Raw genomic sequence first — 18,086 nt, 5'->3', positions numbered from 1 at the left:
AGTCCCCGGAAGCGCGGACCAGGGCTACTACGCCGTGACGGAACGTCGAGAGGCGTTGCCGTGTGCCTCTGATTGTCGGCGATCCGGCAATCAAGCCGCGGCTGTTACCAAGGTGCGCCTTTCGGCGTTCCGCCTCCCTCTATTCTCTGCGGGGGAGGTCCACTGAATCTCTCACTCACGCGAAGGGATTTGCGGGCAACGATGACGCTTGCCTATGTTTTGGCGTCAAAGGAAACACTTGACCGCGAAGGCGCGAGCACTATTCCATGCGCCGCAACGAAAACCGGCGCGACCAGGGAGAGTTTTGTGGCCTATTCCGACACCCAGTTATTCATCAACGGCACGTGGCGTCCGAGCCACTCCGGCCGGACGATTGACGTGCTCAATCCCGCCACCGAGGAAACCATCGGCGCCGTCGCGAATGCCGATCGCGCCGACCTCGACGAGGCGCTGGCCGCGGCCGCTGCGGGTTTCAAGGTCTGGCGCGCGGTGTCGGCGTTCGACCGCTGCAAGATCATGCGCAAGGCAGCCAGCCTCATGCGCGAGCGCAACGACGAGATCGCGCCGCTGCTCACCATGGAGCAGGGCAAGACGCTGGCCGAGGCCAAGATGGAGGCGATGGCCGCCGCCGATGTGATCGAGTGGTTCGCCGAGGAAGCCAAGCGCGCCTATGGAAGGGTGATTCCCGCGCGCGGCCCCGGCATCTATCAGCTGGCGATCAAGGAGCCGGTCGGCCCGGTCGCGGCGTTCACGCCGTGGAATTTCCCGATCAACCAGGTGGTGCGCAAATTGTCCGCGGCGCTGGCGTCGGGCTGCTCGATCATCGTCAAGGCGCCGGAGGAGACGCCTGCTTCACCGGCGCAATTGATCCGCGCCTTCGCCGACGCCGGCGTGCCCGCGGGCGTCATCAATCTGGTCTATGGCGTGCCGTCTGAAATTTCCGAGTATCTCATTCCGCACCCGATCATCCGAAAAATCTCCTTCACCGGCTCGACCGTTGTCGGCAAGCAGCTCTCGGCGCTCGCCGGCCTGCACATGAAGCGCGCCACCATGGAATTGGGCGGCCATGCGCCGGCGATCGTGTTCAACGACGCGGACGTGACGTCTGCCGCAAAAATCCTGTCGGCGGCGAAATACCGCAACGCCGGGCAGGTCTGCATTTCGCCGACGCGGATGCTGGTGCAGGACGACGTGTTCCGGGAATTCGTCGACAAGTTCGTCGAGGGCGCAAAAACCATGAAGGTCGGCAACGGCATGGACGCGGATTCGAAGATGGGCTCGCTGGCCAATCCGCGCCGCGTCAACGCGATCGAGGGCATGGTGCAGGACGCGGTGGGCAAGGGCGCCAAGCTGGAAACCGGCGGCCACAGGGTCGGCAACAAAGGCTATTTCTACGAGCCCACCGTGGTCAGCGATGTCCCCAAGGATGCCCGCGCCATGAACGAGGAGCCGTTCGGGCCCTTGGCGCTGATCTCGCGCTTTTCGACGCTGGACGAGGTGACCGAGGAAGCCAACCGCCTGCCCTACGGCCTGGCATCCTATGCCTTCACCAGTTCCACCAAAACCGCGACCGCGATCGGCGCCGCGATCGAGAGCGGCATGGTCTCGATCAACAGTTTTGGTCTGGCATTACCCGAAGTGCCGTTCGGCGGGGTGAAGGATTCCGGCTATGGCTCGGAAGGCGGCACCGAGGCGATGGACGGGTACTTCAATACGAAGTTCATCACGCAGACGGGGGTGTGAGGGGAAACGGCGCGCCTAACCTACAACCGTCGTCCCCGCGAAGGCGGGGACCCATACGCCGTGTCGTTTGCGTTCAGGAACGGCGTTCAATCGTCCGCGCTTAATCACGAACGCCAGGGGTTATGGGTCCCGGCCTTCGCCGGGACGACGCATTCACTCTCCGCCCTTCGCCTCGTTCCAAAGCGCATCCATTTCCTCTAACGACGCGCCCTCCAGCGATCTTCCCTGCGCCGCCAGCCCGCGTTCGATATAGGCAAAGCGCCGCTCGAATTTCGCATTGGTGCCGCGCAGCGCCGTTTCAGGATCGGCGCCGACGTGGCGCGCGAGGTTGACCAGCGCGAACAGCAGGTCACCGGTCTCATCGGCGAGTGCCTCGGCATCGCCGCGGTCGAGCGCGGCCTCGATCTCGTCGGCCTCCTCGCGAATTTTGTGCAAGACCGCGCGGGGATCGTTCCAGTCGAACCCGACGCCGGAGGCCTTGCGCTGCAATTCCATCGCGCGCGAAAGCGCGGGCTGTCCCGCCTTGACGCTGGAGAGCAGCGAGGTGCGGGATGTTTCCTCAGCAGGCCGCCGCGCCGCGCGTTCGGCCTTTTCCTCCGCCTTGATGCGATCCCATGCGCCCTTCACATCCGACGGGGTCAATCGTCCGCGAGAGTCGGCGAATACGTGCGGATGCCGGCGGATCATTTTTCGCGTGATGGCCTCGACCACGTCGCCGAACGAGAATGCGTGCTGTTCTTCCGCCATCCGGGCATGAAACACCACCTGCAGCAAGAGATCGCCGAGTTCGTCGCGCAAGTCGCTGAGATCATCGCGCGCGATCGCGTCGGCGACCTCATAGGCTTCCTCGATGGTATAGGGCGCAATGGTCGAGAAATCCTGTTCCAGATCCCAAGGGCAGCCGCTGCCGGGCGTCCGCAGCCGCGCCATGATGTCGAGCAAGCCGGAAATATCGCGGGAAGGGGTCATGGCGCACCGAAGCTCAAGATGGTCGGTTTGGTATGCCGCAAGACGCGGGTCTGGCCCAGCGCGAGGCGCGGGCTATCCCCAGCGATCGGCGCTGCGACGTAACGGCGCGGACGTGTTCTTGTCTGGAATGGCGGCGGGCGGGCGGTGTTAGTTTCCGGCAGGGAGGAACACACATGCACAACAAAATGCTCACCACGCTTTTGATCGCCACGGCCAGCATCGGTCTTACCGGTATCGCGCAGGCTCAAACACCGGCACCCGCACCGCCGGCGCCGGCCGCCGCGCCCGCTCCGGCCGCAACGCCGGCGGCGCCGCTGTTCGCGACCACCAAGGTCGAGGGCACCGACAACGTCTATGTCTTCCGCTACCAGAACCATCAGGCGATGTTCGTCGTCACGCCCGCGGGCGTGATCGCCACCGACCCGATCAGCTATGGCCGGCCGCAGGCGGCGAAGACCTATGTCGAGGAAATCCAGAAGATCACCAAGGCGCCGATCAAATATCTGATCTACAGCCACCACCATTACGATCACATCGCGGGCGGCAAGCCGTTCAAGGATGCCGGCGCCAAGGTCGTCGCGCACAAGCGCGCCAAGGAGCGGCTGGCCGCGCTCAAGGGTCTCGACGTCGTCATTCCCGATGAGGTGGTCACCGGCAAACGCACCATCAAGCTCGGCGGCACAACACTGGAGCTGATCGATACCGGCAAGAACCATTCCGATTCGACGCTGGTGATGTTCCTGCCGAAGGAGAAGATCATCTTCGCCGTCGATTTCAACTCGCTCGGCGCGGTGCCGTCACGGCTGGCGGTCAACGATTCCTACCCGACCGAGTGGGAAGCTTCCTTGAAGAAGACGCTGGCGCTGAATTGGGACCGCCAGATTCCCGGACATCCCGGGCCGGGCGGCCGGCTCGGCACCAAAAAGGATATGGAGCAGCAGCTCGCTTTCATGACCGACCTGTCCGCCGAGGTGAAAAAGGCGTCCGATGCCGGCAAATGCTTCGATCCGGCGGCGAAGGATGTGCGATTGCCGCAGCACTCAACGCTGCAAAACTACGAAGCGAACATCGAATGGAATGTCCATCGCTGGTGCGGCTATTGGGGCCGCGGCATCTGAGGCGAAGCTGGTCGCGTCACCTCGCCCCGCAGGGGAGAGGTCGAAGCCGGAGCGCAGCGGAGGCTTCGGGTGAGGGACTCTCCACGCATTCGGACTCGCGTCAGCCCCTCACCCGGATGTCATCTGCGATGACATCTGATCTCTCCCCTTCGGGGAGAGGTGAGCAAGAACTCTAGCCGCCGAAATCCTCCGGCTTCAATTCAATCGGCTGTCCATGCGGCGTGCGATCGGCGGCGTGATCCCAGGCGTCGAAATAGCGATGCAGGACATCGGAAGTCGCCAGGCCTTTCGCGGCAACCAGCTTTTCCAGGTTGGCGAGCCAATGCCGGTAATAAGTCTCGCCGGTGTCCGGATCGCCCAAGCCTTGCGCGCGCTTGATTTCATCGGCCAGCGAGGCCGCCCATTCGCTCCAGGTGAAAAGCCCGCGCGCATGCAGCGCCAGCGCCATCGCGAAGGCCTGCGCCTCCCATGGCTCGCGAAACACCGGGCCTTGATTATCGCGGGGAATGCCGGGCACCGCGGCGGCGGCGCGGGCGGCGGCTTCTGGATCGAGTGCCGTCATGCGCGCTCCAGATAGGGCTCCCAGGCATCGACCGACACCTTAAGGTTCGCATCGGAATCGTCGCCCCACAACTCGCGGCCGTCGAACGTCACGGTGTAAAGCCACTGCGGATTCTCGCCGGCACCCATCGCGTTGCTGTCGGGAAAGACGTGAAAACCCAATACGCGTTCGACGGTGCCGACATGCCCGCGCACGTAACGCGGCAGCCGCGTATGGGTCGGCGGGTTGATCATTTTCGCCACTACGCGATCGCCGGCCGCGAACAGAGCAGGGCTCGTCGCCCTGCGTTCGGTCGGTCCGCCCCGATGCAGCATGCCGGCGACACCCTCGGGCGTCAGTGTCTTGGCAACCGGCTTTGCCGGATGCAGCGGCTTTCCAGCCTCGATCTCGTCCGACGAGACAAGGTTGCGCGCAAGCATCAGCCGTTCGAGGCCGGCGAGCCAGATCTCGAAATAGCTCTTGCTGAGATACTCCTCGGGCGGACGATCTTCGCGGGCGAAGCGCGACATGTCGATATTCCAGCCACCGGGCATCGCCATCGCCAGCGTCAGCGCAAAGGCGCGGCGCTCCCATTCGGCGTGGAACGGCGGCTCGTTCGGCTCCGGCCGCACCTGACCGGACCAAACTCCGCCCATGTCCTGTCCGCCATCCATCAGGCGATCTCGCGGGGCTGTTTCGGCAAGCCGGTGCCGATCATGCTGTCGCGGGTGACGAGATCGGCGAGACGTTCCTCGCTCCAGCCGTCGGTGCCTTCAGGGCGCATCGGCAGCACGAGATAGCGGATTTCCGCGGTGGAATCCCAGACCCGAATGTCGGTGCCGGCAGGCAGTTCGAAGCCGAAATCCCGGAGCACGCCGCGCGGGTCCTTCACTGCCTTGGAGCGATAGGGCGCGGATTTGTACCACACCGGCGGCAGCCCGAGCACCGGCCACGGATAGCAGGAGCACAGCGTGCATACGACCATGTTGTGCAGGGCAGGGGTGTTCTCGAGCGCCACGATGTGCTCGCCCTGCCGCCCGGCATAGCCGAGTTCGGCAATCGCCGGCGTCGCATCGGCGATCAGGCGGGCGCGGTAGGCGGGATCGGCCCACGCCCGCGCCACCACGCGCGCGCCGTTGCGCGGGCCCACTTTGGTCTCGTAGGTTTCGATCAACAGATCAAGCGCGGCCGGGTCGACATAGCCTTTCTCGGTCAGGATGGTTTCCAGCGCGCGCACGCGCAATTCGGTTTCGGACAATTCCGAATGGTCGTGATCATGGTGGTGATGATGGTGCTCGTCGTGGCCGGTCATGGTGTCAGGATAGGCAAATTTCAGGCTATGTCGAGCCGCAGACTCTGCTAGTTTCCGGTATGGGGCTTTGGGCAGGGCGCATAGCATTTACGGCGATAATGGCCACGGCGCTGCCGATGGCGGATGACGCATGGGCGGCCAACGGCGCATTCGCGGTCGACGCCGCCGACATCTCCGAAGCCGGCTCCTGCAAGCTCGAAAGCTGGATGTCGCTTGCGACCAACGCGGATTTCTCGATGGTCGCCAATCCCTCCTGCGTGGTCGACGTCGGGCGGCCGGTGGAATTCAGCGTGCTGGGCAATCGCTCCCGCAGCGACGACGAATGGAGCACCACTTTTCAACCCAAGGCCAAGACCAACCTGGTGCCGACCGGCGTCGGGAAATTCGGCTTTGCGATGTACGCCGGCGCCTCGTTCGACGCGCTGACCGGGGACAACCTGACCACCTTCGCGGTGGCGCCGGCAACTTACCGGCTTTCGGAAACCATGCGGATCAACCTCAATGGCGGCTGGCTGTGGGACCGCACGGTCGATCGCCATTATTTGCTCTACGGCATCGGCTGGGACTGGAAATTCACCGATGTGCTGCAGCTGACGCTGGAAGCGTTCGGCCAGGCCGGGCAGGCGGAGTTGCCGAGCGTGACCCGGCCGCGGTTTCAGGTCGGCGTCCGCTATCGGCCCAATGAGATTTTCTCGGTCGACCTCATCTACGGCCGCAACATCCAGGGCGAAAACGCCAACTGGATCACGATCGGAACCACGATCCGGTTTCCGCCGCCGGGGGGTAAGCCCGTGCGCGAGCGTTCAGGCCATTTGCGAGCTATTTGGAAGATAGCGGATGGGAGGTGCGGCGTTGGCGGATCTTGTAACCATCGAAAAGGGCCTCGGTCCCGAAGGCCGCATCGCGGTGGTGCGGTTCGACCGCGGCGATGGCATCAACGCGCTGTCGCCGGAAGCGTTGCGTCAGCTCACCGATGCCGCGCGCAGCTTTGAGGACGACAGCGATACATCGGCCGTGGTGCTCACCGGCAGCGCGAAAGCCTTCAGCGCCGGTTTCGACCTGAAGGACGCCGAGGGCCGTTCGCGCGCCACCATGGACCTCGGTGCCCTGCGCCGGCACCTGAAGCTCGGGCCGCGGCTGACGCGGGCCTGGCAGGAGATGGAGCAGATCACCATCGGCGCCATCGAAGGGTTTTGCATCGGCGGCGGCGTGGCGCTGGCGGTGGCGCTGGATTTTCGCGTGATGGCGCGCGATGCGCATCTGCGGGTGCCCGAGATCGGCCTCGGCATGAACATGAGCTGGCAGAGCGTGCCGCGCATGCTGCATCTGATCGGACCGGCCCGCACCAAACAGGCAGTGATCCTGGCCGATCAGCGCATCTCCGCCGCGCAGGCCTATGAATGGGGCTTGGTGGAGGAGGTGGCTGATCACGGTGGGGCGTTCGACGCCGCGATGGCGCTGGCCGCAAAGGTCGCGGCGCAGCCGCCGCTGTCGGTCGCCATGACAAAACTGACCGTCAACCGTCTGGCCTACGCGCTGGACGATCTCGCCGGCCATATGGACGTCGACCAGTTCGCGCTGGCGAGTTTTAGCGAGGATCACAGGGAAGGCGTGGCGGCGTTTTTGGGCCGACGAAAGCCGCGCTTCAAGGGGCGCTGAGCGCCGCTTTGCATTCCTTGACGGCACCGCCATCCAGGCAGGCTTCGCGGTGGCCGCCTTCTCATCGGAGCAACGGGGTTTTTGTCCGGTCGGCCCTCATGCGGCATAGCGACGCGAGCACGCTATAAAAATGCAATTTTAGATGATCTTACCTTAAGTTGAATACAAAAGATGTTAAGCGCGGAGCTGAACAAGAGGGGGCAGATTACATGTGGCAGCTTCTGAAAAGAGCGATTGGGATAGTCGTAATTTTCGTTTTAGGGGCCATGCCAGCTTCGTCGAACGGCGGCTTGGCGGTCACCAACATGCCCGTCGGGAGCTTCGCCGGCTGGGCCGCTACCGCCAACGTCAATATCCTCCTCGGTGACTTCAACGGTGACGGCTTGACCGATGTGGTCCTGATCGGCGCTGCCGGCTGGACCACCATGCCGGTCGCTTTCTCCAATGGAGACGGCACTTTCAACGTCACCAACTTGCCGATCACGAACTTCGCCGGCTGGGCCGCTACCGCCAATGCCCAGGCGATCGTCGGCGACTTCAACGGCGATGGGCTGGCCGACGTGGCTCTGACCGGCCCCTCCGGCTGGTCCACCCTGCCGGTGGCCTTCTCCAATGGCGACGGTACTTTCAACGTCACCAATCTGCCGATCACGAACTTCGCCGGCTGGGCCACCACCCCCAACGTCCACGTTCTCGTCGGTGATTTCAACGGCGACGGCAAAGCCGATGTGGCGCTGACCGGCCCCGCGGGCTGGGCCAGCTTGCCGGTCGCCTTCTCCAACGGGAACGGCAGCTTCAACGTCACCAATTTGTCCATCATCAACTTCGCCGGCTGGGCCGCGACCGCGAATGCCAAACCGCTGGTCGGCGACTTCAACGGCGACGGCAAAGCCGATGTGGCACTGACCGGCCCCGCCGGCTGGGCGAGCTTGCCGGTCGCCTTCTCCAACGGGAACGGCAGCTTCAACGTCACCAATCAGCCAATCGCCAGCTTTGCTGGCTGGGCCGCGACCGCCAATGCCAAGCCGTTGGTCGGCGACTTCAACGGCGACGGTAAAGCCGATGTGGCGCTGACCGGTGCCTCCGGTTGGTCCACCTTGCCGGTGGCCTTCTCCAGCGGCAATGGCAGCTTCAACGTCACCAATCTGCCGATCGCCAACTTTGCCGGCTGGGCCGCCACCGCCAATGCCAAGCCGCTCGTTGGCGACTTCAACGGAGACGGTTTGACCGACGTCGCGCTGACCGGCGCCTCTGGTTGGAGTACCTTGCCGGTGGCGTTTTCCAACGGGAGCGGCAGCTTCACCGTTACCAATCAGCCGATCGTCGACTTCGCCGGCTGGGCGGCTACCGCCAATGCCAAGCCGCTCGTTGGCGACTTCAACGGCGACGGCAAGGCCGATGTGGCCCTGAGCGGCCCGTCCGGCTGGGGCACATTGCCGGTGGCGTTCTCGCTGTCCCGCGCCGGCGGCGTGGTGAACATGGTTCCGGCAAGCCTCAGCGGCGAGACCAACCAGGACAGCGAGCCGTTCCTCGCGGTCAACCCCGACTTCCCGCAGCGAATGGTCGGAACAGCCTTCACGCCCAACCCCGCCGGCTGCGGCGCGACGGCTCCCGTCTATGTGTCACAGAATTCCGGCTTCACCTGGGTCCTGAACAACATCCTGCCGAGTTGCGGCCCGTTCGGAACCGGAGACATCACAGTGGCGGCCGCGCGGGCTGCGACCGGCAACAGCCTATACGGCGGCATCTTGAAGATTCCAGGCAACCTGCTCCTCAACGAGATGTTCACGTCGGACTTTACGACGTCCACGCTGATGACCGTCCAGGCTTCCCGGAGCCAGGTCGATCAGCCCTTTGTGCAAAGCCAACGTACCAGCAGCATCGACCACGTCTTCGTTGGCAACAACGATTTCGCAGCAGCCCCGAAGACCGCGACGGTAGACGTTTCGGCCAACGGCGGCGCCACGTGGAATTCGGTGCGGATCGACAAACGCAACAGCACCTGTGGTCAGGACTGGCCATCCATCCGGCCGGCGGCGGCGCCGGACGGCACCGTGTACGCAGCGTTTCTCCGTTGCACGAATTGGAACGGCTCGGTTGCGACCATCGAGGTGGTGGTGGTGCGCGACGACACCTGGGGGGTCGGAGCCAACCCGTTCACCGCGTTGGTCGACCCGGGCGACAGCGTGGCCGGGATGCGCGTCGTCACCGGCGTGACGATCCCGTGGGTGAACGGCCCCGCCCTTGGCAATCAGCGGATCGGCTCGACCCTGTCGCTTGCCGTTGATCCGAGCAACTCGGACATCGTCTATGTGGCTTGGGCTGATCGGGTAGGCTCGGGCGACATCTACACCGTCCACGTCCGGCGTTCCACCAATCGCGGCGCCAACTGGTCCGCCGGCGACTTGCTGACGGCCACCAACGCGACCAATGTCGCCCTTGCTATCGGCGCGAACGGCACCGTCGGCGCGCTCTACCAGCAAGTGACCGGCAGCGGCGCTAACCAGCGATGGGTTACCAGCCTCGTACAGACGAAAAACGCCTTCGTGACGCGCCAGTATTCTGTTCTGGCCACCACCCCGGCGACGCCGCCGGGGGCGCCGGCGCCGGCGTTTCAGCCCTATCTCGGCGACTACACCCACGTGGTCGCCGTGGGATCGGAGTTCCGCGGCGTATTTTCGGCCAACAATACCCCTAACCTCGCCAACTTCCCGCAAGGCGTGATCTACCAGCGGCAGGCCGATTTCACCTCGCAAACGTTGAAGAACGGTAGCACCACAGTGGGGATGTCGATCGATCCCTTCTTCTTCAGGGTGCCGATGATACACTGAGACAGAATGGCTTGAGCAAGGGAACGGAACACGGGCTGGAGCAGGAGACATGCGACCATGAGCGCGAATGAAAAAGCCAAGACGTCGCTTGCAGTCGCCGCAGTGGTGCTGCTCTCCTTCGCCGGCAATGGTGCAATGGCACAGCAGGGGGCATCAGTGACTCCGAGCATCGTGTTCGTGGGCACCGTCGAGACCCTGAAGGCGGTCACGTTGCCGAACGTGACGGTCACATCGAATACTTCCGTCGTTGCCGTCGACAGGGTGATCAAGAAGCCCGACGCTATTGCGTTGGACACCGGAGACAAAGTCACGGTGGTGACTGACGGAGGCGCTCCACTGCAAGAGGGGGCGCAGGGCTTGTTCTTCACGGATGGCTTGATATTCGGGGAGAGCTTAGCCGTGCGGGTGCTGAGCTGGGAACCGGTATTGGCAGCTGCGGCAGGCGCCGCCGAGGACACCCGGGTCTCGGCGCAGGTCGGTGCATCCGCGGACAGGGAACTCCAGACCGCGCTGGAAAGCGCCGACCTTGTCGTCGTGGGTCGCGTCAAACGCGTGCAGGCGCCGAGCGCGTTGGCGTTGGCGCCCGAGAGGAGGCGGGTCACCGAGCACGATCCGGAATGGCGTGAAGCGATCATTGAGGTTGAGAGCGCCCTGAAAGGCGCCGCAGACCTGCGGGAGGTCGTCGTCCGCTTCCCGGCCTCGGTTGACGTCATGTGGGCAGCCAGCCCAAAGTTTACCGAGGGGCAGGAGGGCACGTTCCTCCTGCAGCAAGACCGGCTAACGGGCGCTCCAGCAGCAGTGCTGGATGGCAGGCCGGTCAGCGCCTATACGGCCGTCAGTCCGAAGCACGTGCTGAGCAGTGGAGATGCTGCAAGAATCAAGACGCTGCTTGGCAAGTAGCGCAAAAACGCGATGGGTGAGTACCCCACCGCCACGGCTAAGCCAACTGCAGTGACGCTGGGCACGAAATTCGCGGTGCAGCCGCCGATTCGGTCGCCATGACCAAGCTGACCGTCAATCGCCTGGTGCATGCGCTGGACAATCTCGCCAGCCATGTGGACCTCGACCAGTTCGCGCCGGCGAGTTTTAGCGAGGATCACAGGGAAGGCGTGGCGGCGTTTTTGGGCCGACGGAAGCCGCGGTTCGAGGGGGCGCTGAATGCAAATCAGACTGGAGGCATGGCCATGATGAAACTAAAACCGAACTGCGAGTGCTGCGACCGCGACCTGCCGCCGGAAAGCGCGGAAGCGCGGATCTGCAGCTTCGAGTGCACGTTCTGCGCGGATTGCGCCGCCACGGTGTTCGGCGGGGTCTGTCCGAACTGCAGCGGCAATTTCGTCAGCCGCCCGATCCGGCCGCCAGCGATGCTGGCGAAATATCCGGCGTCGGTTGAACGGCACCTGCGGGAGCAGCCTTGCGTGGCGTAAGATGGGTGTGATCCGCGATGGATTTTGGCACTAGGTCCGATTTATCACAAGCTATCTAATCGATCTTATAGGCATTATTCTATCTACAGTTGCTTAGTTCTGGCGCGGCCGGCTGCATTCCTAGGTGTCGATCCTGCCGATACGCGAGAAGATCAACAGTAAGCTCAGCGCGACTACAGCCGTTAGCGCTCCGATCCAACCGAGATCGCTCGCGGTCCCCCACGAGAGGGTCAGGCCGCCCAGTAAGCTGCCTGCCGCCATTCCGAAATACAGGGCAGAAGCGTTGAGCGAGAGCGCTACCATCGGCGCATCAGGCGAAATTCTGACGAGGTGCGCGTTCTGAGCGGGGGGGAATGCCCAAGCCGCGATGCCCCATGGCACCATGAGCGCCAGCAAGATCAATGAAGAATGTGGTCCCGGCGCGATCTTTGACGTGAGCGAGATTGCGCTAAGGACCAGTATGCAGACGGTAAGGGCATAGGCCGTTGTCCTAATCGAGCCGATGCGGTCGAACAGAATGCCGCCTATAATGTTGCCCGCGGCCGCTGCGGATCCGAACAGAAAGAGCGCGAGACTGATCCCCGTGGCCTCAATACCAGCAAATGCGAATGCGGTCGACAGATATGGAAACACGGTGAACCCGCCCATCGCCCACAGCAGAGTAACCAAAAGTGCACGCAGCACTTTTCCGCGACCCGGGACGGCAAGACGCTGCCCCAGGCTTGCAGTTGTGCGCGGTAGGCCGCGTGGCAGGCCGTAGGCGAGACCGACCACCGCCAGCGCACTAAGCGCCGCAATGAGCAGGAAGATCGAGCGCCAGCCCACTTGATAGCCGATGAGGGTGCCGAGCGGAACCCCGAGAGCGGTTGCGATCGTCAAGCCGGAACTGACGGTAGCGATGGCGCGCCCGCGATGTTCCGACTCAGATACAGCAACGGCGACCGCATTCGCAGTAGGCATAAAGAGACCCGCTGCGAGCGCCATCAGGACGCGGGCTGCCACGAGGTGGCCAAAGTTAAGCGAAAAACCAGCCGAAAGATTGGCCAGAGCAAAGCTGATGAGAGCGAATAAGAGGAGGGTCTTGCGATCGAAATTGCTGAAGAGCACCGCCAGAATAGGCGAGCCGATCGCGTATGTCAGTGCGAACACTGTTGCGAGTTGCCCCGCGACTGCCGCCGAAATCCCGAGATCGGCAGACAGCATAGGCAGCAGTCCGGTTAGCAGAAAGGTCTCGGTGCCGATCGCGAAAGCGGATAACGCCAACCAAAACAGAATCATTTCCGACGTCCGGCGTTCGCGAAGGCAACCCGCACTCGACGCCCCTGAAATATCGGCCTGCCAAAAAGCTCAATAGCTTCAGCGGAGCCACTGATAAAATCAATAAGAGGCTCAGTGACAAAATCAAACGCGAACGACCCAAGCCCGATCGCCTTCAGTCCGCAACTAATTCGCATAAGGTATATTATGGAATATTTATATTCATAGCAAATCCAAAAGCTTAGATAGACTTTTATCTAAATCACATGAGTTTGCAGCGAACGAACGCTCAAACGCAATCAAGCCACGTTTGGACCTCCGCCATCGATATCGGCCGCACCCGACTGCACACTGCAATAAGCCCATGCCGAGATGACTGATGACCCAGCGGCGGCCGGTCCTTATGGTCGTTCTCACAAGAACAACAACCGTCAGGGAGACAACCAGATGAGCTTTTCACGACGCACGCTGTTGAAGGCATCGGCCGCGACCGCGGTGATGGGCAGCGTCGGTGCGCCTTACGTGGCGCGCGCGCAAGCGGCCGAATTCACTTACAAATACGCCAACAACCTGCCGGATTCGCATCCGATGAACGCCCGCGCCAAGGAGATGGCGGCGGCGATCAAGACCGAGACCAATAGCCGCTTCGACCTGCAAATCTTCCCGAACAACCAGCTCGGCTCCGATACCGACATGCTGAGCCAGATCCGTTCCGGCGGCATCGAATTCTTCACGCTGTCCGGCCTGATCCTGGCCACCCTGGTTCCGGCCGCGTCGATCAACGGCATCGGGTTCGCGTTTCCGGATTACGACACGGTCTGGAAGGCGATGGACGGCGAGCTCGGCGCCTATATCCGCGGCGAGATCGGCAAGGCCAATCTCGTGGTGATGGACAAGATCTGGGACAACGGGTTTCGCGAAACCACCTCGTCCAGCAAGCCGATCAATGGCCCCGACGATTTCAAGGGTTTCAAGATCCGCGTTCCGGTTTCCCCGCTCTGGACCTCGATGTTCAAGGCGTTCGATGCCGCCCCTGCCTCGATCAATTTCAGCGAGGTCTATTCCGCGCTGCAGACCAGGATCGTCGAGGGGCAGGAAAATCCGCTGGCGATCATTTCGACGGCAAAGCTCTACGAAGTGCAGAAATTCTGCTCGCTGACCAACCACATGTGGGACGGTTTCTGGTTCCTGGCCAACAAGCGCGCATGGGAGAAGGTGCCGGAGGATATCCGCGCCATTGTCGCCAAAAACATCAATGCTGCCGCCGTAAACGAACGTGCGGATGTCGCCAAGCTGAATGCCGGCTTACAACAGGAACTGGCAGGCAAGGGCCTCATCTTCAACCAGCCGAATGTCGCGCCATTCCGCGAAAAACTGCGTGCGGCCGGGTTCTACGGCGAATGGAAGGCAAAATACGGCGAACAGGCCTGGGAGCTGCTGGAGAAATCCGCCGGCAAGCTGTCGTAACGGGTCGTCCAGGGAATCGAGATGGCGCACGCCGAATTCTCGCAAGCTTCGGCCGGTGAGGCGGCTGTTGAATCCCCTCGCCGCCGTTCGCTCGCGGCGTCGCTCGAGGCCCGGCTTGGAATGCTCGTCGAAATTCCGGCGGCCCTGCTGGTGGTCGCGGAAATCGTCATTCTGTTCGCGGGCGTGGTCGCCCGCTACGGGTTGCACCGGCCGCTGATCTGGTCGGACGAACTGGCGTCGATCCTGTTCCTGTGGCTGGCGATGCTGGGCGCCGCAGTCGCGTTTCGCCGCGCCGAACACATGCGGATGACCGCCGTCGTCGCCAGCACGAAGCCCGCGACGCGCGCTTATCTCGACGTGGTCGCGACCTGCGCCGCGCTGGCGTTCCTGCTGCTGATCGCGTGGCCGGCTTTCGAATACGCCTACGAAGAAAGTTTTATCACCACGCCTGCATTGCAAATCCCCAATATCTGGCGCGCGGCGGCGCTGCCGGCCGGCATTGGCCTGATGGCGCTGTTCGCGTTCCTGCGGCTGGCGCGGGTTGGCGACGTCAGGACCCTGCTTGGCGCCGTGCTGTCGGTGGCGCTGCTGATCGCCGTGTTCTGGCTGGCGCAGCCGTGGCTGCGGCCGCTCGGCAATATCAACCTGATCATTTTCTTTGTCGGCGTCGCCGGCTTCTGCGTCTTTACCGGGGTGCCGATCGCGTTCGGGTTTGGCCTTGCGATCTTCGGCTATCTGGCGCTGACCACGCGCACCCCGCTGATGGTGCTGGTCGGCCGCATGGATGAGGGCATGAGCCACCTCATTTTGCTGTCGGTGCCGCTGTTCGTATTCCTCGGCCTATTGATCGAGATGACCGGCATGGCGCGCGCCATGGTGGCGTTTCTGGCTAGCCTGCTCGGCCATGTCCGCGGCGGCCTGCACTATGTGCTGGTCGGCGCGATGTACCTGGTGTCGGGCATATCAGGCTCCAAAGCCGCCGACATGGCGGCGGTGGCGCCGGTGCTGTTTCCGGAGATGAAGGCGCGCGGCGCCAAACCCGGCGATCTCGTCGCCCTGCTCGCGGCCACCGGCGCCCAGACCGAAACCATCCCACCGAGCCTCGTGTTGATCACCATCGGCTCGGTGACCGGCGTCTCGATTGCGGCGCTGTTTACCGGCGGCTTGCTGCCGGGGGTGGTGCTGGCGATCACGCTGTCGGCGCTGGTGTGGTGGCGCTATCGGGGCGAGGACCTCAGCCACGTCAAGCGGGCGAACGGCGGCGAGATCGTCAAAACCCTGGTCATCGCCCTGCCCGCGCTCGCGCTGCCGTTCGTGATCCGCTACGCCGTTGTCGAGGGCATCGCGACCGCAACCGAAGTATCCACCATCGGCATCGTCTATGCGTTCGTGGTCGGCCTGTTGGTCTATCGTCACTTCGACTGGCGGCGGCTGATGCCTATGCTGGTGGAGACGGCATCGCTGTCCGGGGCGATCCTGCTGATCATCGGAACCGCGACCGGCATGGCATGGGGACTGACGCAATCCGGGTTTTCGCGTGCGCTGGCCGCCGCGATGACCGGGCTGCCCGGCGGCTCGGCGACATTTATCGCCGTTTCGATCGTGGTTTTTGTCATCCTCGGCAGCGTGCTGGAGGGAATTCCCGCAATCGTGTTGTTCGGCCCGCTGCTGTTTCCGGTCGCGCGCCTGGTCGGCGTCCACGAGGTGCACTATGCGATGATCGTGATCCTCGCCATGGGCATCGGGCTGTTCGCACCGCCGTTCGGCGTCGGCTATTATGCCGCCTGCGCCATCGGACGGGTCGATCCCGTCGAAGGCGTCCGCCCGATCATGGGGTATCTGCTTGCGCTGCTGGCCGGGTTGATTATCGTCGCGATATTCCCGTGGATTTCGATCGGATTTCTGTGAACCGTAAAATGGATCGAAGCGATGAGTGATCAGGGCCATTACAGCATCGGGCTGGACAAGACGCCGGCCAATTTCGTGCCGCTGTCGCCCTTGAGCTTCCTCGAGCGCTCCGCCGCGGTCTACCCGAACCTCACCAGCGCGGTGTATGAAGGCCGCGTCTTCACCTGGGGTCAGACCCACGAGCGCTGCCGGCGTTTTGCGTCATTCCTGGCAAAGCGCGGCATCGGCCGTGGCGATACGGTGGCGGCGATGCTGCCGAACATCCCGGCGATGAACGAGATTCACTTCGCGGTGCCGATGACGGGCGCTGTCCTGAACACACTCAACATTCGCCTCGAAGCAAATACCATCGCCTTCCAGCTCGACCACGGCGGCGCCAGGATCATCCTGGTCGACCCGGAATTTACCGGGGTGATTTCCGAAGCTCTGGCGCTGATGAAGGGTCCGAAGCCTGCCGTCATCGACATCGACGACGCGGCTTTCCCCGGTGGAAAGCGGATCGGCGAGATCGAATACGAAGCCGCCGTGTCGCAAGGTGACCCCGACTTTGCCGCAAGGCCGCCGCAAGACGAATGGGATGCTATTGCGCTCAGCTATACCTCGGGCACCACCGGAAATCCGAAGGGGGTCGTGACCCACCATCGTGGCGCCTATCTCAACGCCGTCAGCAACATCCTCGCCGGCAATCTCGGACAGCATCCGGTCTATCTGTGGACCTTGCCGATGTTTCACTGCAACGGCTGGTGCTTTCCATGGACCGTCGCTGCAACGGCCGGCATCAATGTTTGCCTGCGCAAGGTTGACCCGGCGAAAATCTTTGAGCTGATTGCTGAACAGAACGTCACTCACATGTGCGGCGCGCCGATCGTCTACAACACGCTGATCAACGCGCCGGACGCGCCGAAAGGGAAATCATCGAGGCCGGTGGTCGGCTTGATCGCCGGCGCCGCGCCGCCGGTCGCAGTGCTGGAAGGTGCCGAAAATATCGGGATCAGGCTGACGCACGTCTACGGCTTGACAGAGACCTATGGTCCCGCCTCGGTGTGTGCCGAGCAGCCGGGCTGGAACGATCTGCCCGCCGACGCGCGCGCGCAAATGAAGCGCCGCCAGGGGGTGTCCTATCCTTTGCAGGAAGCCGTAACGGTGATCGATCCCGAGACCATGAGGCAAGTGCCGCGCGACGGCGAGACCATCGGCGAGGTGATGTTCCGCGGCAACATTGTGATGAAGGGTTATCTGAAAAACGAAAAGGCCACGAAAGAGTCGTTTGCCGGCGGCTGGTTTCACACCGGTGACCTCGGCGTGCTTGACGAGCATGGCTACGTCATCATCAAGGACCGCTCCAAGGACATCATCATCTCCGGCGGCGAGAACATCTCCTCGGTCGAAGTCGAGGACGTGCTCTACAAGCATCCGGCGGTGCTGTTCGCCGCCGTAGTAGCAAAACCCGATGCGAAATGGGGCGAGGTGCCCTGCGCCTTCCTCGAACTGAAAGACAACGCGACCACGACCGAGGCCGAGATCATCGCGTTCTGCCGCGCTCAGATGCCCGGCTTCAAGACGCCGAAGGCGGTGGTGTTCGGAACGATTCCGAAGACATCGACCGGCAAGATCCAGAAATTCATGCTGCGCGATCAGGTCAAATCGGCGAAGGCGATATCGGCGTGAGGTCCGTGCCCCGGACGCAGCGCAGCGCGTAGCACTTGCGAACCGATGCGCTGCAGAGCCAGGGCCGTGACGAGCACAATTCTCTCGTCATGCGCGGGCTTGACCCGGGCATCTATCCCTCTTCAGAAGAGTCTTGCAAAGAAGATGGATGGCCGGGTCGAGCCCGGCCATGACAATTCAGTGTTT

Annotated in this window: 15 protein-coding genes and 1 pseudogene; 11 read left to right on the top strand and 5 right to left on the bottom strand. The window is 63.1% G+C overall.

Translation table 11 applies throughout. The annotated features are described in order from the left end of the window. Positions 1-306 precede the first annotated feature (306 nt). Positions 307-1,743 carry an NAD-dependent succinate-semialdehyde dehydrogenase gene (locus tag VGP39_RS02925; protein ID WP_327566606.1) on the top strand — a complete coding sequence of 479 codons (1,437 nt, stop codon included), beginning with the start codon at positions 307-309 and terminating at the stop codon, positions 1,741-1,743. 153 nt (positions 1,744-1,896) lie between these two features. Here VGP39_RS02925 and mazG read toward each other — a convergent pair whose 3' ends face one another. Beyond that, positions 1,897-2,712, bottom strand: a complete 816-nt coding sequence (mazG, locus tag VGP39_RS02920; protein ID WP_327566598.1) for a nucleoside triphosphate pyrophosphohydrolase — start codon at positions 2,710-2,712, stop codon at positions 1,897-1,899. A 173-nt stretch (positions 2,713-2,885) separates the two neighbouring features. Here mazG and VGP39_RS02915 point away from each other — a divergent pair, with 173 nt between their 5' ends. Continuing rightward, positions 2,886-3,830, top strand: coding sequence for an MBL fold metallo-hydrolase (locus VGP39_RS02915; protein WP_327566597.1), 945 nt, complete (start codon positions 2,886-2,888; stop codon positions 3,828-3,830). Between the two features lie 172 nt (positions 3,831-4,002). Here the strand turns inward: VGP39_RS02915 and VGP39_RS02910 are convergent, their stop codons facing one another. Genes VGP39_RS02910 through nthA form a run of 3 tightly spaced genes read right to left on the bottom strand, consistent with a single transcriptional unit; the run spans position 4,003 to position 5,683 of the window. Then, positions 4,003-4,392: a nitrile hydratase accessory protein gene (locus tag VGP39_RS02910; RefSeq protein WP_327566596.1), complete on the bottom strand. Its 390-nt coding sequence runs from the start codon at positions 4,390-4,392 to the stop codon at positions 4,003-4,005. Continuing rightward, a complete protein-coding gene (nthB, locus tag VGP39_RS02905; protein ID WP_327566595.1) occupies positions 4,389-5,045 on the bottom strand; it encodes a nitrile hydratase subunit beta in 657 nt (218 codons plus the stop codon). The genes VGP39_RS02910 and nthB overlap by 4 nt, the downstream gene beginning before the upstream one ends. Then, entirely contained in the window at positions 5,045-5,683 is a 639-nt protein-coding gene (nthA, locus tag VGP39_RS02900) for a nitrile hydratase subunit alpha (protein WP_327566594.1), read from the bottom strand. The genes nthB and nthA overlap by 1 nt, the downstream gene beginning before the upstream one ends. 98 nt (positions 5,684-5,781) lie before the next feature. Between nthA and VGP39_RS02895 the strand changes: the two genes are divergently transcribed. From VGP39_RS02895 to VGP39_RS02870, 6 genes and pseudogenes are all read left to right on the top strand, one after another. Next, complete coding sequence (locus VGP39_RS02895; protein WP_327566593.1) at positions 5,782-6,675, top strand: hypothetical protein; 894 nt, start codon at positions 5,782-5,784, stop codon at positions 6,673-6,675. Next, positions 6,584-7,342 (top strand): enoyl-CoA hydratase/isomerase family protein, encoded by a 759-nt coding sequence (locus tag VGP39_RS02890; RefSeq protein WP_327566605.1) that lies wholly within the window; start codon positions 6,584-6,586, stop codon positions 7,340-7,342. Before VGP39_RS02895 ends, VGP39_RS02890 begins: the two co-directional genes overlap by 92 nt. Positions 7,343-7,551: 209 nt before the next feature. After that, positions 7,552-10,173 (top strand): VCBS repeat-containing protein, encoded by a 2,622-nt coding sequence (locus VGP39_RS02885; RefSeq protein ID WP_327566592.1) that lies wholly within the window; start codon positions 7,552-7,554, stop codon positions 10,171-10,173. Between the two features lie 57 nt (positions 10,174-10,230). Then, positions 10,231-11,073, top strand: coding sequence for a hypothetical protein (locus VGP39_RS02880; protein WP_327566591.1), 843 nt, complete (start codon positions 10,231-10,233; stop codon positions 11,071-11,073). A 63-nt stretch (positions 11,074-11,136) separates the two neighbouring features. Then, positions 11,137-11,324 (top strand): annotated as a pseudogene (locus VGP39_RS02875) (enoyl-CoA hydratase/isomerase family protein); the annotation flags it as partial. Positions 11,325-11,357: 33 nt separating this feature from the next. Next, a complete protein-coding gene (locus VGP39_RS02870) occupies positions 11,358-11,600 on the top strand; it encodes a DUF1272 domain-containing protein (protein WP_327566604.1) in 243 nt (80 codons plus the stop codon). Positions 11,601-11,720: 120 nt separating this feature from the next. Here the strand turns inward: VGP39_RS02870 and VGP39_RS02865 are convergent, their stop codons facing one another. Continuing rightward, positions 11,721-12,878, bottom strand: coding sequence for an MFS transporter (locus VGP39_RS02865; RefSeq protein ID WP_327566590.1), 1,158 nt, complete (start codon positions 12,876-12,878; stop codon positions 11,721-11,723). A 426-nt stretch (positions 12,879-13,304) separates the two neighbouring features. Between VGP39_RS02865 and VGP39_RS02860 the strand changes: the two genes are divergently transcribed. The 3 genes from VGP39_RS02860 to VGP39_RS02850 are packed head-to-tail and all read left to right on the top strand — an operon-like array spanning position 13,305 to position 17,900. Continuing rightward, on the top strand, positions 13,305-14,324 hold the full coding sequence (locus VGP39_RS02860; protein WP_327566589.1) for a TRAP transporter substrate-binding protein: 1,020 nt from the start codon (positions 13,305-13,307) through the stop codon (positions 14,322-14,324). Between the two features lie 21 nt (positions 14,325-14,345). After that, positions 14,346-16,232 (top strand): TRAP transporter large permease subunit, encoded by a 1,887-nt coding sequence (locus VGP39_RS02855; protein WP_327566588.1) that lies wholly within the window; start codon positions 14,346-14,348, stop codon positions 16,230-16,232. Positions 16,233-16,253: 21 nt separating this feature from the next. Beyond that, positions 16,254-17,900, top strand: a complete 1,647-nt coding sequence (locus tag VGP39_RS02850; RefSeq protein ID WP_327566587.1) for an acyl-CoA synthetase — start codon at positions 16,254-16,256, stop codon at positions 17,898-17,900. The last annotated feature ends 186 nt before the right edge of the window (positions 17,901-18,086 follow it).

This window comes from Bradyrhizobium sp. (assembly GCF_036009065.1).
In the GTDB taxonomy this organism is placed as follows: domain Bacteria; phylum Pseudomonadota; class Alphaproteobacteria; order Rhizobiales; family Xanthobacteraceae; genus Bradyrhizobium.
Note: the sequence above shows the minus strand (reverse complement) of the source record. Positions and strands in the feature narration are given on the sequence as shown.

What these genes read in the sequence shown, in the direction of transcription:
- VGP39_RS02855 (WP_327566588.1), top strand. Translation starts at nt 14,346, where the DNA reads ATGGCGCACGCCGAATTCTCGCAAGCTTCGGCCGGTGAGGCGGCTGTT.
- VGP39_RS02880 (WP_327566591.1), top strand. Translation starts at nt 10,231, where the DNA reads ATGAGCGCGAATGAAAAAGCCAAGACGTCGCTTGCAGTCGCCGCAGTG.
- mazG (WP_327566598.1), bottom strand. Translation starts at nt 2,712, where the DNA reads ATGACCCCTTCCCGCGATATTTCCGGCTTGCTCGACATCATGGCGCGG.
- VGP39_RS02895 (WP_327566593.1), top strand. Translation starts at nt 5,782, where the DNA reads ATGGCCACGGCGCTGCCGATGGCGGATGACGCATGGGCGGCCAACGGC.
- VGP39_RS02850 (WP_327566587.1), top strand. Translation starts at nt 16,254, where the DNA reads ATGAGTGATCAGGGCCATTACAGCATCGGGCTGGACAAGACGCCGGCC.
- nthA (WP_327566594.1), bottom strand. Translation starts at nt 5,683, where the DNA reads ATGACCGGCCACGACGAGCACCATCATCACCACCATGATCACGACCAT.
- nthB (WP_327566595.1), bottom strand. Translation starts at nt 5,045, where the DNA reads ATGGATGGCGGACAGGACATGGGCGGAGTTTGGTCCGGTCAGGTGCGG.
- VGP39_RS02910 (WP_327566596.1), bottom strand. Translation starts at nt 4,392, where the DNA reads ATGACGGCACTCGATCCAGAAGCCGCCGCCCGCGCCGCCGCCGCGGTG.
- VGP39_RS02915 (WP_327566597.1), top strand. Translation starts at nt 2,886, where the DNA reads ATGCACAACAAAATGCTCACCACGCTTTTGATCGCCACGGCCAGCATC.
- VGP39_RS02860 (WP_327566589.1), top strand. Translation starts at nt 13,305, where the DNA reads ATGAGCTTTTCACGACGCACGCTGTTGAAGGCATCGGCCGCGACCGCG.
- VGP39_RS02865 (WP_327566590.1), bottom strand. Translation starts at nt 12,878, where the DNA reads ATGATTCTGTTTTGGTTGGCGTTATCCGCTTTCGCGATCGGCACCGAG.
- VGP39_RS02870 (WP_327566604.1), top strand. Translation starts at nt 11,358, where the DNA reads ATGATGAAACTAAAACCGAACTGCGAGTGCTGCGACCGCGACCTGCCG.
- VGP39_RS02885 (WP_327566592.1), top strand. Translation starts at nt 7,552, where the DNA reads ATGTGGCAGCTTCTGAAAAGAGCGATTGGGATAGTCGTAATTTTCGTT.